Source organism: Bradyrhizobium sp. NBAIM08 (assembly GCF_020193935.1).
GTDB lineage: Bacteria > Pseudomonadota > Alphaproteobacteria > Rhizobiales > Xanthobacteraceae > Bradyrhizobium > Bradyrhizobium yuanmingense.
Genome location: NZ_JADYVR010000003.1, coordinates 286,983 through 313,589, shown reverse-complemented (window position 1 = coordinate 313,589; position 26,607 = coordinate 286,983). Strand labels below are relative to the sequence as shown.

Genomic DNA, 26,607 nt, shown 5'->3' with positions numbered 1-26,607 from the left:
CCAAATAGATCTCACTGACCGATCGCATCGAGAAACTGGTACCAGCCGGCGACCACGCGCACGGCGGGCTCCCGCAGCGGATAGAACGGAATCGCGTTCATGCGCCGGGCGTCGAGCAGGCCGACGTCGGGCGCCTCGCCGCGCACGAAGGCGGCGAGATAGCTGCCCATCAGGCTCGACATCGCAACGCCTGCGCCGTTGTAGCCGACCGAGAAGAGCGTGCGGTCATCGAGCCGGCCGATATGTGGGACCGAGTCCAGCGTCATCGCGACGAGGCCCGACCATTTGTATGCGAGCGGGACATCGGCGAGATCGGGGAAGATGCCGACCATCGCCTTGCGCAAGGCATCGAATGCGGCCTGCGAATCCTGCTTGCCGAAGGCGCCGCGGCCGCCAAAGATGACGCGGTTGTCGACCATGCGGAACCAGCGCATCATGCGCTTGGTCTCGGTGTAAGTGCGCCCCGTCGGCATCAGTTTTCCCGCGAGATTGCCGGGAAGCCGCTCGGTTGCGACCATGGCGCTGCGGAACGGGATCAGCGTGCGCTGCAGATGCGCGGTGGCACCGGTCAGATCCGAATAGCTGTTGGTGGCAATGATCGCCTGCCTGGCGCGCACCGCGCCTTGCGGTGTCTCGGCAACGATGCCGTCCTTCTCGCGCCGGAGCTTGACGACCGGCGACTCCTGGAAAATCGGAACGCCGCGGCTTGCAACGCCATTTGCGAGGCCGCGCAGATAGTTCAGCGGATGGATCCCGCCCGAACCGGGATTGAGCACACCGCCGACAAAGATGTCGGAGCCGGTCTCCTCGCGCACGCCATTCCTGTCGAGGATGCGCACTTCGGCCGAGCCCATCTCGCGCGTCATCCAGTTGGCCTCGTCGATCGCGGCCTTGAGCGTCGTCTCGTTATGCGCGGCCTTGACCTGGCCGGTGCGCGTCAAGTTCGCACCGGTGATGCCGAATTCGGAGACGAGCTCCTCGACCATGTCGGTCGATTCATGCGCGATCTCGTACATGCGCCGCGCCATGGCGCGACCATGCGCGGCGTCGATCTCGCGGAATGAGAGGCGGAATTTTGCGGTGATCACGCCGCCATTGCGCCCGCTCGCGCCCCAGCCGGGACGGTTGGCCTCGAGCACGACGGGGCTGAGCCCGCTCCTGGCAATGTGGTGCGCGGCGGAGAGGCCAGTGTAGCCTGCGCCGATGATCACCACATCCGCCTGTTGCTCGCCCGACAGCACGGGAAACGCGCGCGCCGGCTCCGCCGTGGCTTCCCACAGCGAATTGACGGAAGGCAGCGCGCGCCAGTCCCGTGTCATGCCACAGCTCTCCGTTACGTCGCCGGCCCGATGGCCGCGTCGGCAAGCGCCTTCAACGTCGGATAATGGAAGTCCGGCTTGGTCAGCGTCTCCACCGCCGGCGTGCCGCCGAATCCGGCGATGCCCTGGCGGCGCTCGATCCAGCACACCTTGTAGCCGAGCTTCCGCGCGATCCCGATGTCGTGATATTGGCTCTGCGCGACGTGCAGAATGTCGGACTGCTTGTACCCGAAGGCGGACTGGCGGCCCTTGTTGTAGGCGAAGAATTCCGGGTTCGGTTTTGCAACGCCGGTGTCGTCGGCGCAGACGGTGTCATCGAAGGGATTACCGAGCGCATGCGCGTAGCATGAGAGTGCCACGCGGTCGGCATTGGTCATCGCGACCAGGCGGAATTTTGTGCGCAGGCGCTTCAGCGCCTCGACCGAGTCCGAGAACGGCCCCCAGCGCAGCACGGCGAGCTGGAACACGTCACAGGAGGCATCGTCCGCCGGCAGCCCGAGTTCCTTGGCGAGATAGCGGTAGACGTAGAACATCACCTCGCTGGAGCGCTCATAATGCTTGTCGCGGCCTCGCTTGTAGGATTCGAAGATCTGCTCGTCGCTGAGCTCGGCCGCCTTCTTGCCTCCGATCTTGCGCACGGCTTCGAGCACGCCGGTCTCGAAATCGATCAGGGTGCCGACGACGTCGAAGGTGAGAACCTTGAAATTGCTGAACGAGGCTTGGGTCGACATATCGCTTCTTCTCTCGGTTGAACAAGGCTGGATTCAGTCCACCCTGGGCACGACAATGGTGTCCTCGGGGTGGAGCGTAACGGTGAGGCTGCCGCCGAGCGGCGGGATGCGGTGATAGGCCTGGTGATAGCTCGGCTGGCGCAGGCTGAGCGCGATGCCGTCGGCGAGCGCGAGGAAAATGCGCAGGCTCTCGCCCTGATAGACGATGTCGGTGACGGTCCCGGTCAGCCGGTTACAGGCGGCATCCTGCGCGCCGTCATCAATCAGCAGCTTCTCGCTGTGCACGGCCAGCATCAGGGCATCGCCATCGGGAATGGCGCGCGCGCTGCGCAGCAAGACGTTGCCGAGCGCAACGCTGGAAGCATCGACGCGGCGAACCGGCAGCATCGTGGCTTCGCCGATGAAGCTGGCGACGAAGGAATCGGCGGGGTGATCGTGCAGCCGCGCCGGCTCGTCGATCTGAACCAGCCGGCCGTCCTTCATGACAGCGACGCGGTCGCTCATGGTCAGCGCCTCGCGCTGGTCATGGGTGACGTAGATGATGGTCGCGCCGATGCGCTTGTGCAACGCGCGCAGCTCGATCTGCATGGATTCGCGCAGCTGCTTGTCGAGCGCGGAAAGCGGCTCGTCCATCAGGATCAGGCGCGGCTCGAAGATCATGGCGCGCGCCAACGCCACGCGCTGGCGCTGACCGCCGGAGAGCTGCGCGATGCCGCGCTCTTCATAGCCGGCAAGCCCGACCATGCTGAGCGCTGCGCGCACCTTGTCCGGCCAGATGGATTTCGGCAGGCGTCGCGCGCGCAAGGGAAAGGCGACGTTCTCGCCGACGCTCATGTGCGGAAACAGCGCGTAATTCTGGAACACCACGCCGATGTCGCGCTTGTGCGGCGGCATGTAGGTGACGTCACGGCCTCCGAATAGAATCGTGCCTGAGGTCGGCAGGATGAAGCCGCCCAAAATGCCGAGCAGCGTGGTCTTGCCGGAGCCGGACGGGCCAAGCAGTGAGACGAATTCACCGGCGCTGACATTGAGCGAAACGTCGTCGAGGGCGCGAACGGCGCCATAGGCCTTGCTGGCGGACCTGATCTCGACGCTCTCCGCGCGCTTGTCCAACGATCGACCTCGCGATGTCCCTCAGCCGGCGTGCCTCACTGCGCGCCATAAGCCTGCTTTATAGACAGGGATTTGGAGCACTCACGGCAAAGCGTGCGCTGCACCAAATCCTCTCTCGAAGGACCTATCTTTAGGCTGTCATGCTGATGACACCAGACTTGGCCAAATCCGGCAATTGCCAAATTCTCACCGCGCTCATAACATGACGTTATGCCAGAGCTCCGTCGCATGCTGCCGTCCAGCAACGCCCTGTTCGTCTTCGACGCGGCGGCGCGCAATGGCAGCTTCACGGCTGCGGCCGCCGAGCTGAACGTCACGCAGCCGGCGGTGAGCCGCATGCTCGGCCAGTTCGAGGAGCATCTCGGCGTTCGCCTGTTCGATCGCAAGGCGGGCCGCGCGGTGCTCACCGAAGAAGGCGAGCTGCTCTATCGCCGCGTGCTCGAAGGCTTTCGCAGCATCGAGAGCGGGCTCGTCGAGATCGAGCGGCGTCGCAAGGGCACCGAGACGGTGACGCTGTCGGTCTCCTCCGCCTTCACCACGCACTGGCTAATGCCGCGCATCGACAAGCTGCAGAAGCAGTTTCCGCAAGTCGATCTGCGCTTCCAGTTGATTTCCGGCGCGCTGCGCGGGCCGGTGGAGAATGTCGATCTCGGCATGCGCTTCCGCGATCGCGACGAGCCGCCCTCCGGCGGCACGCTGGTGATGAAGGAAGTGATGCTGCCGATGTGCAGCCCTACCTATCTCGGCGAGACCGATCCCGCCGAGGGCAACACCATCATTCGCCTCGCCGAGACACCGGGCGACTGGGCTGCGGATTACACTTCGCTCCTCACCGGCCGCCGCGGCGCGGCCAAGGCGCTGAGCTTCACGGATTATGCCGTGGTGGTGCAGGCCGCGCTGCTCGGCCAGGGCATCGCGCTCGGCTGGCTGACGGTCGCCTCGCACTGGCTGCTCACCGGCGCGCTGGTGCCGGCCTCCGACCGGCTCACCACCACGCGCCGCATCTGCGAATTCCTGCCGCCGCGCAACCGCCCGATGCGCCCGATCGCCGCCGAGATCCGCGACTGGATCATCGCGCAGATGAAAAGCGAGATCGCCGCGATCGACCGGCTCTATCCGAAGCTCGGCGCCATGGCGGCGTGCTATTGAGCCTGGAGCGAGCTTCACAAGAAGCCGTCATGCCCGGGCTTGTCCCGGGCATCCACGTTCGCCGTGCCACGTGGTAAGGCGTGGATGGCCGGGGCAAGCCCGGCCATGACGCTGTGGAGGCGTCGCCCCCTTCCCTCCACGTCATTGCGAGCGCAGCGAAGCAATCCAGAGTCTTTCCGCGGAGGGATTCTGGATTGCTTCGTCGCAAGAGCTCCTCGCAATGACAGTGTGGAGAGAGGTTTGCCCGCTACCGATGCTCGATCGCCCTGATCGCGCCGCGGAGCTCGGCGAGGCCGCGCAGGCGGCCGATCGCGGTGTAGCCGGGATTGGTGCGCTTGGTGGCGGCGAGATCGTCGAGCATGCGGTGGCCGTGATCGGGACGGAACACGATTCTCTTGTCCGGTGCGCGCCGCGCGTTCTCCTTTAGCAGCGCCTTGAGCACCGCGATCATGTCGACGTCACCGTCGAGATGGTCGGCCTCGTAGAACGACAGGACGTCCGCCTCGCGCTTGGTCGCGCGCAGATGGGCGAATGCGATGCGCGGGCCGAAGCGCTCGGCCATATCAGGGAGATTGTTCTCCGCGCGCACGCCGAGCGAGCCGGTGCAGAAGCAGATGCCGTTGGCCTTGGACGGCACGGCATCGAACAGCGCCTGATAATCGTCGGCGCTGGAAGCAATGCGCGGCAGGCCGAACAGCGGCCGCGGCGGATCGTCCGGATGCAGCGTCAAGGAGACATCGAGCTGCTCGGCCACCGGCGTTACGCGCGCGAGGAATTCCGCGAGATGCTGCCGCAATATCTTTGGCGTGATGTCGCGATAGGTGTCCAGCCGATCGCGGAATTGCGGGATCGTCATCGGCTCGGTGGTCGAGCCCGGCAGCGCGCTGGCAATGACCATGACGAGATAGTCGATATCCGCCTGGCTCATCTGCTCGAACAGCTTTTTAGCGCGCGCCTGCTGCTCGGGGGTATACTCCTGAGCAGCCGCCGGGCGCTTCAGGATGTGCAGCTCGAATGCCGCAAAGCGGTCCTGGTCGAAGCGCATGGCACGGGCGCCGTTCGGCAGCTCCCATTCCAGATCGGTGCGGCACCAGTCCACCACGGGCATGAAGTTATAGCAGATGATCTTGATGCCGGACGCGGCGACCGCCTCCAGGCTCGCGATCCACGCCTCGATCGACTTGGTCGCTTTTCCGCCGAGGCGCTTGACGTCGTCAGGGATCGGAATCGATTCCACCACCGACCAGGTCAGCTGCGAGCGGCCGGGCTGGCCGTTCTCGATGAAGTTCTTGCGCTCCTCGACCGCCTTGCGCGTCCAGGCCTCTCCGATCGGCACCTGATGCAGCGCCGAGACGATCTGGCTCGCCCCGGCCTGCCTGACATCATCGAGCGAGACCGGATCATCCGGCCCGTACCAGCGCCATCCCTCCAGCATCATCGAATTCTCCCGGATCAATTCGCGGTCAACACGACCTTGACGCTCTGCGAACGGTCCAGCGCCAGCCGCAGCGCGTCGGGCGCGGTCGAGAGCGGCCGCTCGGCGGTGACCAGCGACAGCACATCGACGCTGCCGTTGCCGATCAGTTCCACCGCATTCATGAACTCGAAGCCGAAGCGGAACGAGCCGCGCAGGTCGATCTCCTTGGCCATCACCGCATTCGACGGCGTCGGGATCTGGCCGCCCGGCAGGTTGCCGATCTGCACCACGACGCCGCCGCGCCTGACGATGCCGATCGCGCTGGCAAGGCCCGCGGCCGTGCCCGAGACCTCGAACGCGACGTCATAGGGTCGCGACGCAGCCTGCGCCTTCAACCCTTCCTCGCCGGCCGAGACATTCTCGACATGGGAGGCGCCGAGCTTGGTCGCAAAGGTCAGCGGCGCCGGCGCGATGTCGGCGACGGTGATGTCAGCCATGCCGGCGCGGTGCGCCGCGAGCATGGTCAGAAGCCCGATCGGGCCGGCACCGAAGATGATGCCGCGCTTGCCCTCGATCTTGCCGGCGCGCGCCACCGCGTGCAGGCACACCGCGAGCGGCTCGGCCAGCGCGGCCGCCTGGTAGGACACGTGATCGGGAATCTTCACGCACTGCGCAGGGATCGCATCGAAGTAGTTGGCGAAGCCGCCCTGCATGTGCGGCGTCTTCGAAGCCGAGCCCATGAAATAGATGTTCTCGCACAGGTTCGGCCGCCCCTCGCGGCAGGCGACGCAATGGCCGCACCAGCGCGACGGGTTGACCGCGACGCGATCGCCGACCTTCAGGTTCGCAGCCGCGCCGGATATCTCGACGACCTCGCCGGAGATCTCATGGCCCAGCACCAGCGGCGACTTCACCACGAAGTCTCCGGTGCGGGCATGACGGAAATAGTGCATGTCCGAGCCGCAGATGCCGCCGGCGCCGAAGCGGATGCGCACCATGCCGTCAGCGAGCTTGTCGAGCGGATGCTCGATCATGCGCAGGTCTTCGGGGCCGAACAGGGTCGCGGCGAGAGCAGTCGAGGTCATTTGGAGAGTCCCATGTATTTTGGCAGCCAGAGGGTCAGGTCGGGAATGAAGGTGATCGCGATCAGCGCCAGCATCAGAGGCACCAGCCAGGGCAGGATCGCCACCGTCGTACGCTCGACGGAGAGCTTGGCGACGCGGGCGAGCACGAACAGCACCATGCCGAGCGGCGGATGCAGCAGGCCGATCATCAGGTTCAGCGTCATGATCAGGCCGAAATGAATGGGGTCGATGCCGAGCTTGAGCACGATCGGGAGCAGGATCGGCACCAAAATGGTGATTGCCGCCGTGGTGTCGATGAAGCAGCCGACAAACAGGATCAGCACGTTGGCGAGCGCCAGGAACACCCATTTGTTCTGGGTGATGCTGAGCATCCAGTCCGAGAGCATCTGCGCCGCCTGCGACACCGTCAGCAGCCAGGCGAAGATCGACGCCGCCGTGACGATGAACAGCACCGAGGCCGTGGTCTCGATGGTATCGAAGGTCGCCTTGGCGACGGTCTGGAACGTCATGGTGCGGTAGCGGACGAGGCCGAGGAACAGCGACCAGATCACCGCGGCGACGGCGGCTTCCGTCGGCGTGAACCAGCCCAGCGTCATGCCGCCGATCAGGATCACCGGCGCCATCAACGCCATCACCGCCGAGAAGTCGAAATACCAGTCGATCAGGAGCAGCGTGCCGAGGCCGATGACGACGGCCATGTTGACCGAGAGGCCGGCGAGGACCATCAGCCAGATCGCCATCGGGAACGACAGCACGATCAGGATCTCGAGCCCGGCCGAGCCGAGCTGCGGCCAAGAGAACGGCGTGTCGCTGCCCCATTTGTTCTTGTGCGCGAAATAGGTGACCGTCACCATCATGAACAGCGTCAGCACGACGCCGGGAATGACGCCGCCCAGGAACAGCGCGCCGATCGAGACGTTCGCCATCATGCCGTAGATCACGAACGGCAGCGACGGCGGAATGATCGGTCCGAGCGTTGCGGAGGCCGCGGTGACGCCGACCGAGAACTCGGTGGAGTAACCGTGGTCCTTCATCGCCTTGATCTCGATGGTGCCGAGGCCGGCGGCATCCGCAATCGCGGTGCCCGACATGCCGGAGAAGATCACCGAGCCGATGATGTTGACGTGGCCGAGGCCGCCGCGCATCCACCCCACCAGCGCGACGGCGAATTTGTAAATGCGCCCGGTGACGCCGGCGATGTTCATGAGATTGCCGGCCAGGATGAAGAAGGGCACGGCGAGCAGCGGGAAGCTCTCGACGCCGGCGATCATGCGCTGCGCCAGCGTAACGTCGGGCGTCACGCCGCTGACCAGAATGTAGAGCAGCGACGACACCGCCATGGCGATCGCCACGGGAACGCCGAGCAGCATGAGAACGAGAAAGCCTCCGAGCAACAGCAGCATGGTTTTATCCTTCCGATCCGTCGTAGGCACCGGGACGTTCGAGGACCGAGTAACCCTGCCGCCAGTTCTGAATTGCCACCTGCACGGAGCGTGCGAACATCAGCACGAACCCGAGCAGCACGGCGTAATAGACATAGTCCTTGGGAAGATTGATGGTGGTCATCTGCTCGTCGCCGATGATCCTGATGTAGACCCAGACCAGCTTGATGGCGTAGCCGAAGAAGGCGATCCGGATCAGGTCGATCGCGGTCGACAGCACGCGCCCTACGGCATGCGGCAGGTAGCGATAGACGAGGTCGACCTGGATATGCCGCGACAGCCGTACGCACATCGACGAGCCGATGAAGACCACCCCGATCAGGCAATAGGTCGCGATCTCCTCGGTCCAGGCGTAGCTGTCGTTGAGCACGTAACGGGTGAAGAACTGCAGGAAGACGGCGAGCGCCATCACCCAGAAAATCGCCAGCGCCACCCAGTCCTCGAAGGCGTAGACGCCGAGATCGACCTTCGGCGTCGCCTCCTCCTCGAAGGTGTGCGCGATCTCGTCGGCGGTGATCTGCCGGTGGATTTCGGCGGTGGACATGTTACCTCTCTCCAAATCGTCGTTCCGGGGCTCGCGAAGCGAGAACCCGGAATGACGTCTTTGTTCTACTGTCTCACGCTTGCTCCGCTCCTCATCCTGAGGAGCTTGCGAAGCAAGCGTCTCGAAGGATGCCCCCGGGGCACACCGGGGCCCTCATGGTTCGAGATGCCCTTCGCGCTCCTCACCATGAGGGTCTTATGTCGGGGCAAGCGGCGGTCACTTCACCGCCTGGATCTTCTCCCAATCCGCCTTGCGGTACCCGAAAGTCTCGAACGCAACGTTCTTCAACACGGTGTCGCGGAACTCGTTCTTGTCGACCTCGGTCACGGTCAGGCCCTTGTCCTTGAAGAAGGCGACCAGCTTGGCCTCGTTCTGCTTGATCTCTCCGGTGGCCTTGGCAGCCGCCTCCTGCGCCACGTCGGTGAAGATCTTCTTGTCCTCGTCGCTGAGCTTCTTCCACAGCGCGCCGGCGATCACCGTGTTGAGATGGTCGACGATGTGGCCGGTCAGCACGATGTGCTTCTGCACCTCGTAGAACTTCTTGGCCTCGATCGTGGTCAGCGGATTTTCCTGCGCCTCCACGGTGCCGTTCTGGAGCGCGAGATAGACCTCGGCGAACGCGATCGGCGCGGTGTTGGCGCCGCAGGCGCGCGGCATCGCCAGATAGGCCGGAACGTCGGGCACGCGGATCTTCAGGCCCTTCATGTCCGCGCAGGTCTTGATCGGCTTGTTGGACGAGGTCTGGCGCACGCCGTAATAGGTCACCGCGACGATGTGGTGGCCGCTCTTGTCCTCATAGCCCTTGGCGAGCTCCTTGAAGATGTCGCTCTTGGTGTAGGCGAGCAGATGATCGGCATCGCGGAAGGTGTAGGGATAATAGGTCACGCCGATCGGCGCGAAGCTCTTGGCCGCGAAGCTCGATCCGGAGATGATGATGTCGACCGAACCGAGCGACAGGCCCTGGTTGATGTCGGTCTCCTTGCCGAGCTGCGAGGCCGGATAGACCTCGATCTGGTAGCGCCCGTTGGTGCGCTTATTGATCTCCTGCGCGGCCCAGACCGACGCCGTGTGGAACGGCTCCGAGGGCTCGTAGACATGAGCCCATTTGAGCTTGGTCTGCGCCATGCTGGCGCTGGTCGCCGCCAACAGCGTGGCGGCGGAAATCGCTGCTGCAATCGTCATCTTCTTTAACATCGACTTTTCCTCCATCGTTCAAGTCTGCTTCTTGTTCGCCCGCCCCGGCATGGATGCGGGCCGCCCAATCTCATCGCCGCCGCGAGCTGCCGCTCTTGGCCTGTTTCTTCGATGGTCGTTTTGATTTCGCCGGCTGAACCCCGGACGGCGCCGCCCGCCTCCGTGCAGCCGGCGCCCCTGCTGATGTCTCGGCACCAAAATTCTGTGCAAAGCGCTCCTGCGAATGCGCGAGGTGATCGCGCATGGCGTCATGGGCTGTCAGCGGCCGGCGCGCAGCGATGGCGTCGCGCACGGCCCGGTGCTCATCGAGCGCGGTTCGCCACGTGGTGGGATTCTCGAAATAATGCGCTAGCTGCGCGAAATAGGGATTGAGGCGCTGGTCGAACAACTCGCCGACAACCCGCACCAGCACGGCATTGCCGAGACATCCTGCCACGGCGATATGGAAGGCGCGGTCATGAACCATCGAGGCTTCGCCAGGATGGTCGACATTCTCCATCGCGACGAGCGCGGCGTCGATGCGGTCGATGTCATCTTTGGTCGCCACGCGCGCGGCCTGTTCGGCGATGGCGCTCTCCAGGAATTCGCGGGCGCGCAAGAGTTCGAACGGGCCTTCGATGACGGCAGTAGCTGTCGGCGCGGCCACGGCGGCGGGTTCGATCACATAGATGCCGGATCCGACGCGGATGCGCAGGCGCCCTTCGACCTCGAGCGCAATCAAGGCTTCGCGCACCGTGGGCCTCGACACCTTGAGCTGTTCCGCGAGGTCGCGCTCGGTCGGCAAGCGGCTGCCGACCGCGTACTCGCCGCTGTCGATCAGGCTTCGCAATTGATCGGCGACCTGGCGATAGAGCCGTCTCGCCTCCACAGCTTCCAGCGGCACGCTGGTCCTCCCGAAAAGGTCTCGCGCGGCGCCTCCGGCGCCCGCGACCCGCCAATTTTGGAAAATTGGTCTTACCAATTGACCGGAGCATTGACCTGATACGGACGCCATGTCAAGCAGCGGCAAAGCAAGGGGAGACGTCCATGCGCCAGAGCTCGATGCGCCTTGGTCGCGCCAATCTCGACCGGCTGGCACCTGCCATCCGCCGTCCGGCCTATGACCGATCGCGCGTCACGCCCGGCATCGTGCATCTCGGGCTCGGGGCGTTTCATCGTGCCCATCAGGCCGTCGTCATCGACGATTGCCTTGCTAGGGGCAGCATGTCCTGGGGCATCATCGGCGCGAGCCTGCGCAGCCCGGAGACGCGCGACGCCCTCGCCCCGCAAGACCATCTCTACACCGTCGCTGTGCGCGCCGCCGAAGGTACCGAGCACCGCGTGATCGGCGCCCTGCTCGACAGCGTCGTCGCGCGCGAGAAGCCGGCAGCCCTGGTGGAGCGGATGGCCGATCCCGCCATCCGCATCGTCTCGCTCACGGTGACCGAGAAGGGCTATTGCCACACGCCGCAGACCGGCGATCTCGACGAGCGGCATCCTGATGTCGTGCACGACCTCAACAATTTCGACGCGCCGCGCTCGGCGCCGGGCTTCATCGTCGCCGCGCTGGCACGCCGGCGGGCGCAGGGTCTTTCGCCCTTCACCGTGCTGTGCTGCGACAACCTCGCCGCCAACGGCCACACCGTGCAGCGGATCGTCACGCAGTTCGCCGCGCTGCGTTCTAGGGAACTTGGCAAGTGGATCGCCGACACGGTTGCTTTCCCCTCGACCATGGTCGACCGCATCGTGCCGGAGACGACGGATGCCGACCGCGATGCGGTCGCATCGGCGCTGGGCATGCGCGACGCCTGGCCTGTCATGACCGAGCCGTTCACGCAATGGGTGGTCGAGGACCGCTTCACCGCGGGCCGGCCGGACCTTGCCGCAGCGGGTGTCGAGCTCGTCGGCGACGTCAAGCCGTTCGAGCTGATGAAGCTGCGGCTGCTCAACGCCAGCCATTCCGCGCTGGCCTATCTCGGCTATCTCTCCGGCTACGAGACCATCGCCGACACGATGCAGGATCCGCATTTTGCGCGCCTCGCCGCGCAGGTGATGGAAGAGGCCGCGGTGACGCTGACCATGCCATCAGGCACGGATCTCGCCGCCTATCGCGCCTCGCTGCTCAAGCGCTTCGCCAATCCGGCGCTGCACCATCGCACCTGGCAGATTGCCATGGACGGCTCGCAAAAGCTGCCGCAGCGGCTGCTCGGCGCGATGCAGGATCGCCTTGCCAGAGGCCTGCCCATCGCAACGCATGCGCTGGCGGTGGCCGGCTGGATCCGCTACGTCAGCGGCGTCGACGAGCAGGGACGGCCGATCGACGTGCGCGATCCATTCGCCGCCGAGTTCGCCGCGCTGGCGCGCGAGGCAGGACCCGTTGCCGAGCGCCTCGCGCCGGCACTGCTCGGGGTGGCGAAGGTGTTCGGGCCGCTCGGCGCCGAGCCGCGCCTGCGCGAGGCTGTCACCGCGGCGCTCGGCCGCCTCTATGCCGACGGCGCGCGGCGGGCCGTGGCAACGCACGTTTCAGCGTGACCACGACGCGGGCAGCATCCTGAATGCTGCACTGCGGCCAAAGTCGACGGAAAGTCGCGCTTGATTTTTGCCTGTCCTTGCCCCACCCGAGAGCGATGGGAAACGACACCAAGGTCATCGCCGCCAACGCGGCCTTTTACGCGGCATTCTCGACCGGCGACTTCGCCGGCATGGAACGGATGTGGGCGGATGACGACGGCATCTCCTGCATCCATCCCGGCTGGCCGGCCATCATCGGCCGCGCCACCGTGATCGGAAGCTGGCGCGACATCCTGCAAAACCCGCAGCGGCCGCAGATCGTCTGCGCCGAGCCGCAGGCCATCGTCGACGGCGACAGCGCCCGCGTGCTCTGCATCGAGATCGTCGACGGCACCGCGCTGGCTGCGGCGAACCATTTTCGCCGCGTCGGCGACGACTGGCGCCTGGTGCATCATCAGTCCAGTCCGATCGCACAGATTGTCGAGCAGGCCGAGGACGATAGAGCAAGTCACCGCGTCCACTGAGCACGGCGATCACGGCGCCGTGATCTACTGTGCATGGGGTTGTTTTTCAGCTTTTGTTTGGCGGGCCGAAAGTTCCGACAGATCGTCGAGCACGACATGCGCGCCGGTGAAGTCGTCGTCCCCGAAGAACGTGCTGCGGGTGATCAGAACCGGGACGCCGGCGCGCGAGGCCGCGATCAGACCGTTGGCGGAATCCTCAATCGCAACGCAATCGGATGCCTCGAGCTTCAGCCGCGCCAGAATCTCGAGATAGACGTCGGGCGCCGGCTTCTTGTGCCTGACGTCGTCGCCGGCGACGATCGCATCGAAATCCGCGGCCCAGCGTTTGCCCAGCGCCTGCGACAGCAGCGCATCGATATTGCCGTGCGATGTGGTGGTCGCAATCGCAAGCCGCTGGCCGCGCGCCTTCGTGGCCCTGAGCAAGTCCGTCACGCCTGGCCGCAAGGGACAGCGGCCGGCCTCGACCAATTCGGCATAATGCGCGGTCTTGATGCGGTGAAGTTCTGCGATGTCCCCGTCCGACAAGGGCGGAGCGGTCACTAGCCTCTCGTGGTAGGCGCGCATGCGCTCCTTGCCGCCCGTCACCCGCAACAGGTCCTTGTAGACGGCGCGGTCCCACTGCCAGTCGAGACCGAGGCGGGCGAAGGCCAGATTGAAGGCCTGCCGATGCAGCTCCTCGGTTTCGGCCAGGGTGCCGTCGACGTCGAAGATCAGCGCGGCCGCGCGCCGGATCAGATCGGCGGCGTCCGCTGGCGACTGAACCAACGCTTCGGCCTGCATGATCGATGCCTCCTGTCCCAAGCGAACATCGCCCGAAGCGACAGACGAGTAAAATCGCAATATCTTTTGCCGGACCCAAAAATCTCTTATGAGCGAACGGTGCGCGACGGCGCGAACGGGAACTTTCGACCTGCACGGGAGACGCATGCGGCTCTTCATCCTCGGCCTCGGCTACAGCGCCCGGCATTTCGTCCGCAAGCACGGCCGCAGCTTCTCGCATGTCGCCGGCACCGTGCGCGATCCCGCGCAGCGGAATGACCTCGCCGGGATCGAGGTGCATCCGTTTTCCGGCAGCCTTCCGTCGCCCGAGACGGTTGAACGGGTTCGCGACGCCGACGTCCTCCTGGTGTCGATTCCGCCCGGCAGCGGCGGCGATCCCGCGCTCGCAGCCTTCGCGGACGTGCTGACAGGGCGGAAACGCAAGGCCATCTATCTCTCCACCATCGGGGTGTACGGCGATCACGCAGGCAGCTGGGTCGACGAGAGCACGCCGCCGCAGGCCATCCTCGACCGCACGCGCATGCGGATCGCGGCGGAGCAGGCCTGGACGGATGCGACGGACGGCGATGCCGCGATCCTGCGGCTTGCGGGCATCTACGGTCCCGGCCGCAACGCGCTGGCGACACTGCGCGCGGGAACGGCGAGGCGCATCATCAAGCCGGGACAGGTGTTCAACCGCATCCACGTCGATGACATCGCGAGCGCGATCATCGCCGCTCTTCGTCACCAGGGCGGCGGCGTTTGGAACGTCTGCGACGATGAGCCGGCGCCGCCGCAGGACGTGATCGGCTATGCCGCGCAGCTGATGGGCGTGGCGCCGCCGCCGGAAGAAGCGTTCGTCACCGCCGAGATGTCGGCGATGGCGCGCAGCTTCTATGCCAGCAGCGCCCGCGTCTCCAACGAGAAACTGAAGCGCGAGCTCGGCGTCACGCTGGCCTGCCCCACCTATCGGCACGGCCTCGACGCTCTCTGGCGCGCAGGCGAAGGACGTTAGGGTTCCTGCGCTCCGATGCGTCCCAGACATGCCGCCCCCACGCTTGACTTCGTCCCTGTGCGGTCATGATCTAGGCATCGAGCGAGCCACCGCACAACGAGCTCGCCTCTTGGGAGAATGCAATGAATAAGACGATCGCCATGATCGCGGCAACGATTGCTGTCGTCACGCTCGGCGCCGCGCGCGCTGCGCCGCTGCCCGAAGCCAATCCCGACGATGTCGGATTTTCGAAGCAAGGCCTTGCACGCCTCGATAATTTCTTCGCGCGCGAGATCGCGGCCAAGCGCGTTCCCGGCGCAGTGGTCGCCATCGCGCGCGACGGCAAGCTCGTCCACTACAAGGCCTATGGCCTGCTCGATCCGGCCAAGGGTACGCCGATGCCGCTCGATGCGATCTTCGCGCTGGCCTCGATGACCAAGCCGATGGCAGCGGTCGCCGGCCTGACGCTGATGGAGCAGGGACGGCTGCCGCTCCAGGCCAAGCTGTCCGAATACTACCCGGGCTTCGCCGACATGAAGGTCGGCGTGCCTCAGGCGGATGGATCACTCAAGCTCGAACCGCAGGCCTCGCCGATCTTCATCCACGATCTCTACCGGCATACGTCGGGGCTGATATATGGCGGCCGCCCCGACTCATCGAGCCCGGTGGCGCGGCAATATCCCGATGGCATTGCGCCGGCGATCGAAGGCGACACCCAGGCTTTCATCGATCGCATCACCAAGCTGCCGCTGGCGCAGCAGCCCTCGACCGCGTTCGAATACGGCTTTTCGATCGATGTGCTCGGCGCTGTCGTCGAGAAGGTGAGCGAGCAGAAGCTTGGCGACTATCTCGCTGCCAATGTCTGGCAGCCGCTCGGCATGAAGGATGCGACTTTCCATCCGACCGAGGCGCAGCGCCCGCGCCTCGCCCGCCCCTTCCCGAACGATCCGCTGACGGGCAAGCCGCAGGCCATCAAGCTCCTGGACACTCCAACCAAGTTCGACTGCGGCGGCGCCTGCTCCTTCGCGACGGTCGGCGACTACATCCGCTTCGGACAGATGTTGCTCAACGGCGGCGAGCTCGATGGGCAGCGCATTCTCGGTCCGAAGACCGTCCGTCACATGACGGCGAACCATCTCGGCCCCGAGATCAAGAACAACGTCGCCAATGTCGAGCCGCATCGCGGCGGCTTCGGCTTCGGCCTTTCGGTGGCGGTCCGGACCAGCGAAGGATTGTCGTCGGTCCCCGGCAATCCGGGCGAGTTCACCTGGAACGGAGCCTACGGGACGCAGTTCTTCTGCGATCCCAAGGAGCGTCTCGTCGTCGTGGTGGGAACGGCGGCACCGGGTGAGCTCAGGAAGTATTATCGCGAGCAGGTCCAGGACATCGTCTACGGCGCGATGACGAAGTGAGACCGTCACATGAAAGAGAAAGGGCGGCCACTTGGGCCGCCCTCTTGATTGACCGTCAGCTCAACACGCCGTGTTTCTTGAACCAGGCCTCTGCCTGCTTCCAGGCATCTTCCGCGGCGTCCTTGCGGTAGCTGCCGCGATAGTCGGCATGGAAGCCGTGCGGCGCTTCGGGGTAGATCTTGAAGTCGGCCGTCTTCTTGCTCTGCTCGAGCGCGGCCTTCATCTGCTCGACCTGCGCGACGGGAATGCCGGTATCGGCGCCACCATAGAGGCCGAGCACCGGCGCCTTCATCTCGGGCGCGAGCTGCAGCGGGCTCTTCGGCCACAACGGGTTGGCTGGATCGACCAAGGTCCCGTAGAAGGCAACGCCCGCCTTGAGCGCACCGCTGTGGGCGGCATATTCCCAGACCGTGCGGCCACCCCGGCAGAAGCCGATGATGCCGAGCCTCGTCGTGTCGCCGCCTTGCGATCCTGCCCAGGCCACCGTCGCGTCCAGATCAGACAACAGCTCCGCGTCCGGCTTCGCATTCACCACCGGCAGCAGCTCCCTGATATCCGTGACCTTGGTCAGGTCGATGCCCTTGCGGAAATAATAGTCGGGCGCCACTGCGAACGCGCCGAGCTTGGCGAGGCGTCGCGTCACGTCCCGGATGTATTCGTGCAGTCCGAAGATCTCCATCGCCACGATGATCACCGGCGCCTTGGTGTTGCCGGCCGGGCGGGCGAAATAGGCGGGCATGTCCTCGGCGCCGACCTTGATCTTGGCATCGCCGGCCTGGAGGCCGCTTGTGTCCGTCGTGACGATGTCGGCCCGGACCGGACCGGCCGCGAGCGTGTAGCCAGCGGCGACGGCCGCGGTGGCGCTCATGAATCCGCGGCGCGAGAGCGGGGCGACTTTCGTCAGTCCAACGACGTCGGATGTCATGGTGGTTTCAAAGCTCATCGATCTTCCCATTCCTGATTCCCATGCTGATGCCCCTCGGGCGCCGCATTCGCCAGTAATTGCCAGATAAACGCAAGTCACCAGCCTGCGAGCACGCGGCTCACCACTTCATCCCTTCGTTAGCGAGCGCCGGTGTCCGCCGCCCGCCGGAGCGTGGGCCGTGTGCCGGACTTAACCGTCTGGCTGCACTGCACCGCAACATCCATTAACCGAAAGGAATGGTTCTTTGCCTGCCGGCCAGGCCGCTTGGCCTTGCGCAGAATGCGCCTGAGCGCAGACCCGACAGGCTCTGCCGCAACAAATAGCAATCGCAGCGACGATGGTGACACATCATGCTGCTTGCGCATCGCTCATCATCACCAAATCACGTGCGAACCGCCGTCATTTGATTGAAATTTTCGGAGGATCTTGGCCGCGCGATTTACCCGGTCTTTCTTTGTGACACCCTAGTTCCACGGCCGGAAGTTCCATCTTCGGAAACGCAGAGGCTTCTTCCCGCGACGCGCGATGCTCGCCCGCAACGGACGGCGGAGCGCGAGCGGGTCTCATTCTCGTCCGCCCCGATTGCGCTACCCGAGGCCCAATTGAATAAACGTTTATGCGACCTGGAACTGAAATGAATTTGGCTCGTGAATCGATTGAACTGTTGGAGCAGGCCGCACGCATCCTGTGGTTCGAAGGCACCAAGCACGGTTTGCGCGACCGCGAATGGATGGCGCTGCGCTTCCTCTCCCGCGCCAACCGATTTTCCCGAACCCCCTCGGCGCTGGCGAGCTACGTCGGCACCACGCGCGGCACCGCCTCGTTCATCATCGGCGAGCTCGAGCGGCTCGGTTATCTCGAGCGGAAGCGCTCGGCCACGGACAAGCGTTCGGTGACGTTGAGCGTGACCCAGCAGGGCAAGAAGTTCCTGGTGCGCGATCCCGTCAACGTCCTCATCGAAGCGATTGGCGTTCTGGACGACGAGGTCAAGATCCGCTTCCGCGACACGTTCCGGCACGTGCTGGACCACTCCGATGCCGCCGAGCAGCGGCACCACACCGACGTCTGCAAGCGGTGCATCTTCCTGCGGGAGGATCGCGCCAATACCGACAGCAAGACGACGGCCGAGTTCAGCTGCCGCCTGTTTCGCGCACCGATCGCCGAAGCGGAGGTCGATCTGCTGTGCACCAGCTTCGAGCATCACCGCCAATAAAAGGCGGCTCGTTCAGGGCGTTGCCTTGCGCGACGAATAGATGACGCCGCCGCTTGATTCCACCACCAGGCGCCCGTTCTCGTTCCTGATCTCTTCGATGCGGCCAAGACCGGGCACCTGTTGTCCCAGCACGGCTTCGATGACACCGTTCGGGCCCTGCAGGATCGCAATTCCCTCATAGGCCTGGCGGACCGACCAGCCCTTGATCGCCTTGCGCGGCGCCAATGCACGCTCGGGTGCAGGCACCGATCCCGTGAATTCGGGCGCGGCGACCGCGGCCATCATCGGCCCTTGCGCTGACACCGGCTGCGTCTGCACCGTCGCCGGCGCGGGAGCTTGGGCTTGGGCTTGCACCTGAGCGAGCTTGTCGAGCTTCACCGTAGACGACGAGCTCACCCGCTCGATCCGGTCGAGATTCTCGGCAAACCGGCCGAAGCGATCGTTCGTGACCTTGCTGGATTGATCGACCGCGGTCCGCAAGCCATCGAGGTTTTCAGACACGCCCGACACTTGCTTGCGCAGTTGCGCGACGGTCTCGCGCAGAATCCTGATCTCTGCATTGGCCGCAACGTTGTTTGGCGCGGGCTGGGTGGTGAGATAGGCGATCACGCCGGTGCAGGCGCAGACCACCAGCATGGCAGCGACCGCCAGAGTTGCGAGCGGCGCGACCCAGGTCGGACGGGGTGGCGGCGGCTTCGCCACGATCACGGCCGGCTTGATCACGACCGGCGCCGGCTTCGGGATCGCCATCTTGTCGAGGCGGGCCTTGGCACGAATCCGCTTCAAGCCGTCGAGTGCCTCCTTTGCGAGAGCCTCGTCGTTCGCCGCGGCCGATACGCGCTTTGCGCTCGCGGCAGGCTTGGTCGTCCGCGCCGCGTTGTCCATTGTATCGCTCGCCTCCAGCGCCGGCTTCGCCGCCGCGGAAGCATCCGCGGTCGCGTTGGGGCGAGCTTGTCCATCGGACAACATATGAAAATGCTCCGTTCGGTTTCGGTCTGTCGAACGACGACGTTACTTGCCGAAGCTTGCCTGAAACGTGTGCGTCGAAACCCCTTCATCGCGCGCGATGCGACGTCGCATGAGTCGATCGCGCCATACACGTGGCGATAGTGCGACTCGAAAGACACACACTCGCCAAGATTTCATCAAGCTGGAGTCGCGGCGCAGACGTGAGTCGAACTGCCGCATCTCGGAAAGCGAGTTCCAGAGTCAATCCGGGGTTGAAAACCCATCAATGTGCGCACTCGGGAGCACCGCCCGAAATAGCTGTAATTGTACGGGGATGCGGAACTATACAACCAGCACGGTGCAGAACTAGTTTGGTAACAAAATCAACTGATGCGTTTGGATACATCAAGAAACAACCCGAAACGAATCAACAGCATCAAGCGCATTTAGCAATCGCTTTCTTCCGCACGCTTGATCGGAAAACGGCAATCGCTACGGTTCTACTCAAGTGATTCTCGCCAGTTGGCGAGGAGATCGACACGGTTCAGCAGTGTTCGGACGCGATGAGCAACTTGGCGCAACTGTTCTAGGTCGTTTCTCAATCTGCTCCGCGAGGTGATCAGTAAGACACCCGCCGAGCCTCACGCAGTAAGCGTTTCAGTATCGAGTTGAAGTAACAGGCCTGCGAGACGCAGGCACTGAACGCGTAGGGCTGCCCGCGAATATCGAAACCACAACAACGGTTCGCGGGATGGAATGTCGTCAAACAGCATCGTTGCCGAGCCGGAGCATCACAACAACCAACCGGCCGCAACAAGTGCGAAACAGGGGCGAAAGACTGATGTATATTATCGTTGATGATCGTGAGAGCGTCGCGAACAGCTATGTCGGAGGGCTCGTTCGCGAAGGCGTATCGTCGATCGGGTTCTCCTCCGGAGAATTCTGGGACTGGCTGCAATCTGCGAGCGAGTCCGATCTGGCGGCGGTGGACGCTTTTCTCCTCGGCGATTGCGATGCCCGCGGAAGCCTGCCGCGGGCGATGCGCAAGCGCTCCTCGGCTCCCATCATTGCCATGAGCGGCCAGAAGATGCTCAAGAACACGCTGGAGCTGTTCGAATCGGGCGTGGACGACGTCGTGCACGTGCCGATCCACCTGCGCGAGATCCTGGCACGAACGGCCGCGATCGCGCGCCGCCGGGTGGGCGAGCTGCCGAGGCCCTGCGAGAGCAGGATCCAGGTCTTCTTCAACGGCCGTGATCCCGAAATCGCGGGCCACGCCCTCACCCTGCCCCGCCGCGAACTGCGCATTCTCGAATATATGGTGGCCAATCACGGCAAGTGGATCACCAAGACGCAGATCTTCAATGCGGTCTACGGCATCTTCGAGTCCACTTTCGACGAGAGCGTGATCGAGAGCCACGTCAGCAAGCTGCGCAAGAAGCTCCGCGACCGCCTCGGCTTCGACGCGATCGTGGCAAGGCGTTACGTCGGCTACCGCCTCAACATCCCGGCGGGCGAAACTCTCGACGAGCCGGTGCAGGAGCTCGAGGACGTCGGCATCCTCTTGAACCGGGCGCAGGCCGCCCCCGCGGCATACCCGGCCGGCAACTGACAGGGCAGGACAGCGCCACGAACCGGCAACGGCCTCTGCGAAGCAGCTTCGCGGAGGCCGTTACACTTTTGGCAGCGAACTGAGCGCACGCCTCGTCCTTCGAGACGGCGCTGACGCGCCTCCTCAGGATGAGGCTAATCGGCCGCGGTGCGCGCTGAGACTGGCGCCGCGCATTCCGTCCTCATCCTGAGGAGCCGCGTAGCGGCCTCTCGAAGGATGGCCGCAGAAAAGAGCTACGGCTTCTGCTGAAATTCCTCCTTGGAGACGTAGTTGAAGTCCTCGACCAGGACGTCCTGGACGATGTCACCCTGCATCCGTTCGTTGACGCGCTGCTTGATGGCCGTCGTCAGGATGGCGAGGTCGTAACGGGCGAGCTTCCTGAAGTCGAGACGATCGTCGGCGTAGATCCTGCGGAAGGCCTCGTCGACGACGAACGGCTCCGGCGGGACGTTCAGCTGGTGCATGGTCCGCGCCTCCATGGTGTAGACGAAGCGCGCGACGATGTAGCCCTGGACATTGCCGTTCTCGACCATCGGCACGCTCAGCGCCCGCGTCTTCTGATATTGCAGCCCTTCGAGATATTCGTCCTTCGCCGGCAGCAGGCTGCCCTTCTCCTTCCAATAGGCAACGGCATAGCTCGTGCCTGCCGTGAGGATGCATACCCAAAGCCCGGCCAGCACCAGCCTGATCATTTTCCGTCCTGCGCCGTGCGACCGGTATAGGTGCCGTCGGACTCGGCGTCCTTGACCGCCTTGACGATGATGCCCGCGACTTCGCGGACCGCGTCGTAGTGCATTTCCAGAATGGAGCGATTCCGCTCGAGCTTCTCGCGCAGCCGCTGAATCTCCTCGGTGATCTCGACTTCGCCGCCGAGGTGCATCCGCGCCCGCATCAGGCGGACGAACTCGAGCATGCTCCGGCTCTTCCGCGCGCTGAAATCGTCGAAATCGATCTTTTGACCGGTCGCGAGTGCGGTCGTCTCCTCCTCGACGATAGTCGCAAGCCGGCGGATTGCGGCCAGCAGGCCACGCATTTCGTCCGATCTCACCGTGTCCGCGGCGTCGACCCTTGCCTCGTCACCCCCGATCGGCAGCAGCACGGGCAGCAGCGCATCGCTCGCTGCGGCTTCCGTCGTCACCATCTCGGTGTCCGCGACCGCCTGGTCCATCGCCACGGCCACCGCGCCTTCTTGTGCCTGCATTGGAAATTCACCTCTCAACTTCTGTCACCCATTCGCGGATCATGATTTGGCCTTCGCAGCGTCCGGTCCAGCCTGATGCGCGGCGGCGAGCTGCCGGGCGATGCCGACACCGTTGCCCTTTGCCAGCTGACTGCCGAGCTGCTCTGCAAGCATCGACTTCCAGACGCCGCCAGCCGTGCCCTTGCCGAAGACCTCCTCCGACTCCTTCGGCAACATCGTCTCGACGAAGGTCTGGAGGATGAAGGCTTCGAACTTCCGGTAAACCTCGCCGGATGCCGGCGCCTTGATCACCTGCACCGGCGCGCCATTCACGGCACCCGACTGCGCTTCCGCGACTTTCGCCGCGGCTTGATCGGCGGTCGCCGCTTTGGCCTTGCCGACTTCCGCCTCCATCGTGGCGGCGAAATCGGCGTCCGACGATTTCAGCGCGTCGAGCTTCGCGGTCGCGGCGCGCTGCGTCGCGGGGTCCGCGGCTTCGAGGACGTCGAGGACGAGGTCGGGCGTCGCTGTCACGATCATGTCTTGTTCCGGTTGGCTGGCTGTGGCGTCCAGGCGTGCACGGTAAGGCTCGTTCCCGTCATGTCCTCGAGCGAGCGCTTCTCGGCATCGCGGAGCTTGTCTGCGAGTGCGGCCTTGGCGACCTCCTCCAGCTGTTTCACGCGGCGGGTCTCCCGGCGAACCTGGTCGAGCTGCTGCGCGGCCTGCGCCTGCACCGCACGGGCGCCGACGCTCGCCCTGTTGAGACGCCGCGCGATCGATTCGTTCGACGATCCCGCCGGCGGCTTTCCATCGTTCAAGGCTCCGACCAGCCATTCCTGCTCGTCCTGCAGGCTGCGCTCCTGCTGCCGCAATTGCGCGAGCTGCCATTCGGAGAGCCGGAGCTGCAGCTTCACCAGCGAGACCATCCGGCCGAGCTTGTCCGCGCGCGATGTCATGACCCGGTCACTCCGCCAGCCACGACGACACGCCCAGCATGAACTGCGTCAGCAGCTCGTCGCTGGTGAGGTAGAGCAGCAGGAAGCCGCCGAACAGCACGAAGGGCACCGAGATGAAATAGACCGGAATGGCCGGCGTCAGCTTGTTGATCAGGCCGACCGCCAGGTTGACGATGACCGAATAGACGATGAAAGGGCTCGAGATCCGCAGCGTCAGCACGAACGCTTCCGAAAGGCGGCCGACGAGCAGCTCGAGCGCGACGCTGCCGCCCAGCCTGCTGCCGGGCTTCCAGACGTCGTAGGAGTTCATCAGCCCCCGCAGCACCTGCCAGTGCTGGTCGGTCATGAAGAACAGCGTGGTGACGGCCGCCATGATCAGCGGCACCAGGGCCGGCGCCGGATCGGTGTCGGCGATCGGTGTGCCCGGGATGTTGCTCAGCCCGATCGCGCTCGCCATCATGGTCGCCATGGTCTGGAGGGCGAGGAAGAACACGCGCCCGCCGAGCCCGATGACGCTGCCGACCACGAGCTCGGAGCAGATCAGGAGCGCGAGCGTCAGGGGAGCCGCGTTGTCCGTGAGCGGCTTCAGGACGGCAATCAGGATCGGCGTCAGTGCAAACGTCGTGACCAGTGCGACGAACAGGCGCACCTGGGGCGGAACGTTGACGCTGGAATAGCCGGGCACCAGCATCAGGCAGGCGCCGATGCGGCAAAACACGATGAACGTCACCAGCACGCTGTCGGCGAGCCCTGAGATCACGATATGGCTCCGAGCGCCCTGATCTCGGCGCTGCGCGCGACTTCGACATGCGACAGGATCGGCAAAGTCGGGAACACCCGCTCCAGGATCATCCGGACATAGGGGCGCGCTTCCGGCGTCACTGCCAGCACCACGCTGGTGCCGCTGTCGGTGAATTTCCGGATCGCGGCGCTGGCTTCGGTCGCGAACTGCTCGATCAGGCGCGGGTCTGCGTCGAACTCGACGACGTCCCCCTTGGCATCGCGCTTCAGGCTCTGGTGGAAAGCGAGGTCCCAGCGGTTACCGAGACGAACCACGTTGAGCACGCCATTGTCGGAGAGATCGCCGCAGATCTGCTGGGCGAGCCGGGTCCGAACGTGCTCCGCCATCTGCTCGGAGCGCCGCACATGGGGCGCGATCTCGGCGATCGCCTCGAGGATCAGGTGAAGATTGCGAATGGAGACTCGCTCGGCAAGCAGGATCTTCAGGATCGCCAGCAGGCCCGAATAGGAGATCTGCGACGGGCAGAGATCCTCGACCAGGCGCTTGTATTCGGGATCGAGCCGGTCGAGCAGGGCACGCATGTCCTTGTAGGACAGCAGCTGGGCAAGGTTCGCCCTGATCACTTCGCTCAAATGCGTGAGCAGCACCGACAGATTGTCGACCGGCTTGCAGCCCTGCCGCTTGACTTCGTCGGTGAAGGCTTCCGTCACCCACAGCGCCTTCATGCCGAACGCAGGCTCGATCACCTCGTCGCCCGGCACGTCGGGCTTGCCGTCCTTGTCGACCAGCACCAGCACCTCGCCGAGCCTGAGCTCGCCATGGGCAACGCGCGTGTCGTGAATCCTTATCTGGTAGCTCTTAGGATCGATCGACAGATTGTCCGTGAGCTTGATCTCGGGAATGACGAAGCCGTACTGCTTGGCGAATTTCTTGCGGATCTTGGCCACGCGGTGGGCAAGCTCGGTGCGCGAGCCCAACAGATGGATTGAAAGGTGGCCGCCGAGCGCCAGCTCGATCTCGGCGGTCTTGAGCTGCTCCTTGACGGACTCCTTGGCCTCAGCCTGCGCGCGCTCGTCGGCCTTGCGGGCCTCCTCCTTCTGCTTCAGCGCAGCTTGCCGCTTCGGCAACGAATAGCCGACGAAGGCCATGACACCCCCAAGCAGCACAAACGGCGCCATCGGCAGTCCCGGCATCAAAGCGAGCACGAACATCATCAGCGCGGCGGCCGACACCGCGCGCGGATAGCCGCCGAGCTGCCGCAGCACCGCCTGCTCCGCCGAGCCCGTGGTGCCGCCCTTGGAGACCAGGAGGCCCGCCGACAGCGACACGATCAGCGCCGGCATCTGCGACACCAGACCATCGCCGACGGAGAGCTTGGTGTAGACGTCGGCCGCGCGGGACAGAGTCAATCCGTGATGGGTGACGCCGATGACGATGCCGCCGAAGATGTTGATCGCGGTGATGATGAGACCGGCAATGGCGTCGCCACGGACGAATTTCGAGGCGCCGTCCATGGCGCCGAAGAACGCGCTCTCCTCTTCGAGCTCGCGGCGCCGTCGCTGCGCTTCCTTGTCGTCGATCAAGCCGGCGGACAGGTCCGCATCGATCGCCATCTGCTTGCCCGGGATGGCGTCCAGGGTGAAACGGGCGCCGACTTCGGCGATACGCGTCGCGCCCTTGGTGATCACGACGAAATTCACCGTCACCAGGATCGCGAAGATGATGAGGCCGATGACGAAGTCGCCGCCCATGACAAATTTCGAGAAGCCGGCAACGACGTGACCGGCCGCATGTTCACCCTCCCCGCCCCGTGACAGGATCAGGCGCGTCGTCGCGATGTTCAGCGCCAGGCGCAGGATCGTCGCGATCAGCAGCACGGTCGGGAAGGCCGAAAAGTCGAGCGGGCGCTGAATCCACAGCGCCACCATCAGGATCAGGGCCGACAACGCGATCGAGAACGCGAGGCCGAGGTCGATCAGGATCGGAGGAATCGGCAGGAACAGGATCGTGAGCATGGTCACGATGCCGGCGGCAAAGAAGGCATCCGTTCCGAGGCGACGCGGATTGGGCGGGCTAGCAGCTAACGTATCGGCCATGGGTCACCGGCAGAGGGGTCCGGTCGCAATCTGCCGCGCAAAGCTTACGCGGGGATGGTGCCGGGGCCGTCCGGATCAGAAGCCGCGCTCGATCCTGGAATAGACCATCTCAGTGAAGGTCGACAGATGCGCGCCGATGAAGGAGCCGGAGACGGCAACGACCAGGAGAATGACAATGATCTTCGGAACGAAGGTCAGCGTCACCTCCTGGATCTGGGTCAACGCCTGGATCAGCGCGATGACGGTGCCGACCAGCATGGCAGCGCCGACCGCGGGCCCGGAGGCGACGATGATGGTCCAGATCGCCGCCTGGACGATATCGAGGGCGTCCCGCTCGTTCATGACTGGCTGATCGTGAGGCCCGGTCCGACCGCGACCTTGGTGCCGTCCTGAAGCGTCGCGATGGAGCCGTCGCTGTTGATGGAGACCGAGACGACCTTGCCGCTAAAGGTCGCGCCGGTCGAGTCGGTGAAGCTGACCGTCTTCCCGATCAGCCCGTTGGCCTGCGACAAGGACTGCGAGGACAGCAGCGCGTCCAGCTTCGCATTCGTCTGCATCGCCTGCTCGACCGTCGAGAGCTGGGCGAACTGGCTCATATACTGCGCGGTGTCCATGGGATTGGTCGGATCCTGGTTCTTCATCTGGGCGATGAGGAGCTGGAGAAACGTGTTGTAGTCCACGCTGTTGCTCGACGTCGTCGAGTTGGTGTCGGTCGAACTGGATCTGCTGGTGCTGTCGGTCGCGCTGGTGACGTTCATCTTG

The 26,607-nt window shown here is 64.6% G+C and carries 27 protein-coding genes; 7 read left to right on the top strand and 20 right to left on the bottom strand.

The genetic code is table 11. The annotated features are described in order from the left end of the window. Positions 1-11: 11 nt before the first annotated feature. Genes I6F37_RS12375 through I6F37_RS12365 form a run of 3 tightly spaced genes read right to left on the bottom strand, consistent with a single transcriptional unit; the run spans position 12 to position 3,163 of the window. Positions 12-1,319: an FAD-binding oxidoreductase gene (locus I6F37_RS12375; RefSeq protein ID WP_036007135.1), complete on the bottom strand. Its 1,308-nt coding sequence runs from the start codon at positions 1,317-1,319 to the stop codon at positions 12-14. Between the two features lie 14 nt (positions 1,320-1,333). Then, positions 1,334-2,050, bottom strand: coding sequence for an HAD family hydrolase (locus I6F37_RS12370; RefSeq protein ID WP_036007133.1), 717 nt, complete (start codon positions 2,048-2,050; stop codon positions 1,334-1,336). A gap of 33 nt (positions 2,051-2,083) precedes the next feature. After that, positions 2,084-3,163, bottom strand: a complete 1,080-nt coding sequence (locus I6F37_RS12365; protein ID WP_036007131.1) for an ABC transporter ATP-binding protein — start codon at positions 3,161-3,163, stop codon at positions 2,084-2,086. A gap of 210 nt (positions 3,164-3,373) precedes the next feature. On the opposite strand from I6F37_RS12365, the gene I6F37_RS12360 reads away from it, so the two are divergent. Continuing rightward, a complete protein-coding gene (locus I6F37_RS12360) occupies positions 3,374-4,312 on the top strand; it encodes a LysR family transcriptional regulator (RefSeq protein WP_036007129.1) in 939 nt (312 codons plus the stop codon). A 247-nt stretch (positions 4,313-4,559) separates the two neighbouring features. Here the strand turns inward: I6F37_RS12360 and uxuA are convergent, their stop codons facing one another. The 6 genes from uxuA to I6F37_RS12330 form a co-directional block, all read right to left on the bottom strand. Beyond that, positions 4,560-5,750: a mannonate dehydratase gene (gene uxuA, locus I6F37_RS12355; RefSeq protein ID WP_081494533.1), complete on the bottom strand. Its 1,191-nt coding sequence runs from the start codon at positions 5,748-5,750 to the stop codon at positions 4,560-4,562. A gap of 14 nt (positions 5,751-5,764) precedes the next feature. Next, positions 5,765-6,814 carry an L-idonate 5-dehydrogenase gene (locus I6F37_RS12350; protein ID WP_036007126.1) on the bottom strand — a complete coding sequence of 350 codons (1,050 nt, stop codon included), beginning with the start codon at positions 6,812-6,814 and terminating at the stop codon, positions 5,765-5,767. Continuing rightward, a complete protein-coding gene (locus tag I6F37_RS12345) occupies positions 6,811-8,217 on the bottom strand; it encodes a TRAP transporter large permease (protein ID WP_225126143.1) in 1,407 nt (468 codons plus the stop codon). Before I6F37_RS12345 ends, I6F37_RS12350 begins: the two co-directional genes overlap by 4 nt. Positions 8,218-8,221: 4 nt before the next feature. Beyond that, positions 8,222-8,800 carry a TRAP transporter small permease gene (locus tag I6F37_RS12340; RefSeq protein ID WP_036007120.1) on the bottom strand — a complete coding sequence of 193 codons (579 nt, stop codon included), beginning with the start codon at positions 8,798-8,800 and terminating at the stop codon, positions 8,222-8,224. Positions 8,801-9,016: 216 nt separating this feature from the next. Beyond that, a complete protein-coding gene (locus tag I6F37_RS12335; RefSeq protein ID WP_036007140.1) occupies positions 9,017-9,994 on the bottom strand; it encodes a sialic acid TRAP transporter substrate-binding protein SiaP in 978 nt (325 codons plus the stop codon). A gap of 70 nt (positions 9,995-10,064) precedes the next feature. Continuing rightward, the gene (locus I6F37_RS12330) at positions 10,065-10,877 is read right to left on the bottom strand and encodes a FadR/GntR family transcriptional regulator (RefSeq protein WP_036007117.1); all 813 of its coding nucleotides are present in this window, start codon (positions 10,875-10,877) and stop codon (positions 10,065-10,067) included. Positions 10,878-11,020: 143 nt separating this feature from the next. Between I6F37_RS12330 and I6F37_RS12325 the strand changes: the two genes are divergently transcribed. Next, the gene (locus I6F37_RS12325) at positions 11,021-12,505 is read left to right on the top strand and encodes a mannitol dehydrogenase family protein (protein ID WP_199751051.1); all 1,485 of its coding nucleotides are present in this window, start codon (positions 11,021-11,023) and stop codon (positions 12,503-12,505) included. Between the two features lie 95 nt (positions 12,506-12,600). After that, positions 12,601-13,008, top strand: a complete 408-nt coding sequence (locus tag I6F37_RS12320) for a nuclear transport factor 2 family protein (RefSeq protein WP_036007097.1) — start codon at positions 12,601-12,603, stop codon at positions 13,006-13,008. Positions 13,009-13,032: 24 nt separating this feature from the next. Here I6F37_RS12320 and I6F37_RS12315 read toward each other — a convergent pair whose 3' ends face one another. Then, a complete protein-coding gene (locus I6F37_RS12315) occupies positions 13,033-13,788 on the bottom strand; it encodes an HAD family hydrolase (RefSeq protein WP_225146825.1) in 756 nt (251 codons plus the stop codon). A gap of 145 nt (positions 13,789-13,933) precedes the next feature. On the opposite strand from I6F37_RS12315, the gene I6F37_RS12310 reads away from it, so the two are divergent. Both I6F37_RS12310 and I6F37_RS12305 read left to right on the top strand, forming a co-directional pair. Continuing rightward, entirely contained in the window at positions 13,934-14,782 is an 849-nt protein-coding gene (locus tag I6F37_RS12310; protein ID WP_225146824.1) for an SDR family oxidoreductase, read from the top strand. 122 nt (positions 14,783-14,904) lie between these two features. After that, positions 14,905-16,173, top strand: a complete 1,269-nt coding sequence (locus I6F37_RS12305) for a serine hydrolase (RefSeq protein WP_225146823.1) — start codon at positions 14,905-14,907, stop codon at positions 16,171-16,173. 55 nt (positions 16,174-16,228) lie between these two features. Here I6F37_RS12305 and I6F37_RS12300 read toward each other — a convergent pair whose 3' ends face one another. After that, positions 16,229-17,116, bottom strand: coding sequence for a dienelactone hydrolase family protein (locus tag I6F37_RS12300; protein WP_225151329.1), 888 nt, complete (start codon positions 17,114-17,116; stop codon positions 16,229-16,231). 616 nt (positions 17,117-17,732) lie between these two features. Between I6F37_RS12300 and I6F37_RS12295 the strand changes: the two genes are divergently transcribed. Beyond that, positions 17,733-18,311, top strand: a complete 579-nt coding sequence (locus I6F37_RS12295; protein WP_036007089.1) for a MarR family winged helix-turn-helix transcriptional regulator — start codon at positions 17,733-17,735, stop codon at positions 18,309-18,311. Between the two features lie 12 nt (positions 18,312-18,323). Here I6F37_RS12295 and I6F37_RS12290 read toward each other — a convergent pair whose 3' ends face one another. Beyond that, the gene (locus tag I6F37_RS12290) at positions 18,324-19,280 is read right to left on the bottom strand and encodes a hypothetical protein (protein WP_225146821.1); all 957 of its coding nucleotides are present in this window, start codon (positions 19,278-19,280) and stop codon (positions 18,324-18,326) included. Between the two features lie 820 nt (positions 19,281-20,100). Here I6F37_RS12290 and I6F37_RS12285 point away from each other — a divergent pair. Next, positions 20,101-20,871 (top strand): response regulator transcription factor, encoded by a 771-nt coding sequence (locus tag I6F37_RS12285; RefSeq protein WP_192893304.1) that lies wholly within the window; start codon positions 20,101-20,103, stop codon positions 20,869-20,871. Between the two features lie 233 nt (positions 20,872-21,104). Here the strand turns inward: I6F37_RS12285 and I6F37_RS12280 are convergent, their stop codons facing one another. From I6F37_RS12280 to flgD, 8 genes are all read right to left on the bottom strand, one after another. After that, positions 21,105-21,563, bottom strand: a complete 459-nt coding sequence (locus tag I6F37_RS12280; RefSeq protein WP_225146820.1) for a hypothetical protein — start codon at positions 21,561-21,563, stop codon at positions 21,105-21,107. Beyond that, the gene (locus tag I6F37_RS12275; protein WP_225146819.1) at positions 21,560-22,072 is read right to left on the bottom strand and encodes a flagellar biosynthesis protein FlgN; all 513 of its coding nucleotides are present in this window, start codon (positions 22,070-22,072) and stop codon (positions 21,560-21,562) included. Before I6F37_RS12275 ends, I6F37_RS12280 begins: the two co-directional genes overlap by 4 nt. Before the next feature lie 39 nt (positions 22,073-22,111). Beyond that, the gene (locus tag I6F37_RS12270; protein WP_225146818.1) at positions 22,112-22,591 is read right to left on the bottom strand and encodes a rod-binding protein; all 480 of its coding nucleotides are present in this window, start codon (positions 22,589-22,591) and stop codon (positions 22,112-22,114) included. Continuing rightward, positions 22,588-23,007 carry a hypothetical protein gene (locus I6F37_RS12265; RefSeq protein ID WP_036007058.1) on the bottom strand — a complete coding sequence of 140 codons (420 nt, stop codon included), beginning with the start codon at positions 23,005-23,007 and terminating at the stop codon, positions 22,588-22,590. The genes I6F37_RS12270 and I6F37_RS12265 overlap by 4 nt, the downstream gene beginning before the upstream one ends. Before the next feature lie 7 nt (positions 23,008-23,014). After that, on the bottom strand, positions 23,015-23,767 hold the full coding sequence (fliR, locus tag I6F37_RS12260; RefSeq protein WP_036007054.1) for a flagellar biosynthesis protein FliR: 753 nt from the start codon (positions 23,765-23,767) through the stop codon (positions 23,015-23,017). Next, on the bottom strand, positions 23,764-25,845 hold the full coding sequence (gene flhA, locus I6F37_RS12255; protein WP_225151327.1) for a flagellar biosynthesis protein FlhA: 2,082 nt from the start codon (positions 25,843-25,845) through the stop codon (positions 23,764-23,766). The genes fliR and flhA overlap by 4 nt, the downstream gene beginning before the upstream one ends. 75 nt (positions 25,846-25,920) lie before the next feature. Beyond that, positions 25,921-26,187 carry a flagellar biosynthesis protein FliQ gene (gene fliQ / locus I6F37_RS12250; protein ID WP_025034323.1) on the bottom strand — a complete coding sequence of 89 codons (267 nt, stop codon included), beginning with the start codon at positions 26,185-26,187 and terminating at the stop codon, positions 25,921-25,923. Continuing rightward, the gene (flgD, locus tag I6F37_RS12245) at positions 26,184-26,603 is read right to left on the bottom strand and encodes a flagellar hook assembly protein FlgD (RefSeq protein WP_036007048.1); all 420 of its coding nucleotides are present in this window, start codon (positions 26,601-26,603) and stop codon (positions 26,184-26,186) included. The genes fliQ and flgD overlap by 4 nt, the downstream gene beginning before the upstream one ends. Positions 26,604-26,607: the final 4 nt, after the last annotated feature.

Bases quoted from the DNA above. Each gene is read 5' to 3' on its own strand.
- I6F37_RS12375 (WP_036007135.1), bottom strand. From the start codon at position 1,319: ATGACACGGGACTGGCGCGCGCTGCCTTCCGTCAATTCGCTGTGGGAA.
- I6F37_RS12370 (WP_036007133.1), bottom strand. From the start codon at position 2,050: ATGTCGACCCAAGCCTCGTTCAGCAATTTCAAGGTTCTCACCTTCGAC.
- I6F37_RS12360 (WP_036007129.1), top strand. From the start codon at position 3,374: ATGCCAGAGCTCCGTCGCATGCTGCCGTCCAGCAACGCCCTGTTCGTC.
- uxuA (WP_081494533.1), bottom strand. From the start codon at position 5,750: ATGATGCTGGAGGGATGGCGCTGGTACGGGCCGGATGATCCGGTCTCG.
- I6F37_RS12350 (WP_036007126.1), bottom strand. From the start codon at position 6,814: ATGACCTCGACTGCTCTCGCCGCGACCCTGTTCGGCCCCGAAGACCTG.
- I6F37_RS12345 (WP_225126143.1), bottom strand. From the start codon at position 8,217: ATGCTGCTGTTGCTCGGAGGCTTTCTCGTTCTCATGCTGCTCGGCGTT.
- I6F37_RS12340 (WP_036007120.1), bottom strand. From the start codon at position 8,800: ATGTCCACCGCCGAAATCCACCGGCAGATCACCGCCGACGAGATCGCG.
- I6F37_RS12335 (WP_036007140.1), bottom strand. From the start codon at position 9,994: ATGTTAAAGAAGATGACGATTGCAGCAGCGATTTCCGCCGCCACGCTG.
- I6F37_RS12325 (WP_199751051.1), top strand. From the start codon at position 11,021: ATGCGCCAGAGCTCGATGCGCCTTGGTCGCGCCAATCTCGACCGGCTG.
- I6F37_RS12320 (WP_036007097.1), top strand. From the start codon at position 12,601: ATGGGAAACGACACCAAGGTCATCGCCGCCAACGCGGCCTTTTACGCG.
- I6F37_RS12315 (WP_225146825.1), bottom strand. From the start codon at position 13,788: ATGCAGGCCGAAGCGTTGGTTCAGTCGCCAGCGGACGCCGCCGATCTG.
- I6F37_RS12310 (WP_225146824.1), top strand. From the start codon at position 13,934: ATGCGGCTCTTCATCCTCGGCCTCGGCTACAGCGCCCGGCATTTCGTC.
- I6F37_RS12305 (WP_225146823.1), top strand. From the start codon at position 14,905: ATGAATAAGACGATCGCCATGATCGCGGCAACGATTGCTGTCGTCACG.
- I6F37_RS12300 (WP_225151329.1), bottom strand. From the start codon at position 17,116: ATGAGCTTTGAAACCACCATGACATCCGACGTCGTTGGACTGACGAAA.
- I6F37_RS12295 (WP_036007089.1), top strand. From the start codon at position 17,733: ATGAATTTGGCTCGTGAATCGATTGAACTGTTGGAGCAGGCCGCACGC.
- I6F37_RS12290 (WP_225146821.1), bottom strand. From the start codon at position 19,280: ATGTTGTCCGATGGACAAGCTCGCCCCAACGCGACCGCGGATGCTTCC.
- I6F37_RS12285 (WP_192893304.1), top strand. From the start codon at position 20,101: ATGTATATTATCGTTGATGATCGTGAGAGCGTCGCGAACAGCTATGTC.
- I6F37_RS12280 (WP_225146820.1), bottom strand. From the start codon at position 21,563: ATGATCAGGCTGGTGCTGGCCGGGCTTTGGGTATGCATCCTCACGGCA.
- I6F37_RS12275 (WP_225146819.1), bottom strand. From the start codon at position 22,072: ATGCAGGCACAAGAAGGCGCGGTGGCCGTGGCGATGGACCAGGCGGTC.
- I6F37_RS12270 (WP_225146818.1), bottom strand. From the start codon at position 22,591: ATGATCGTGACAGCGACGCCCGACCTCGTCCTCGACGTCCTCGAAGCC.
- I6F37_RS12265 (WP_036007058.1), bottom strand. From the start codon at position 23,007: ATGACATCGCGCGCGGACAAGCTCGGCCGGATGGTCTCGCTGGTGAAG.
- flhA (WP_225151327.1), bottom strand. From the start codon at position 25,845: ATGGCCGATACGTTAGCTGCTAGCCCGCCCAATCCGCGTCGCCTCGGA.
- fliQ (WP_025034323.1), bottom strand. From the start codon at position 26,187: ATGAACGAGCGGGACGCCCTCGATATCGTCCAGGCGGCGATCTGGACC.
- flgD (WP_036007048.1), bottom strand. From the start codon at position 26,603: ATGAACGTCACCAGCGCGACCGACAGCACCAGCAGATCCAGTTCGACC.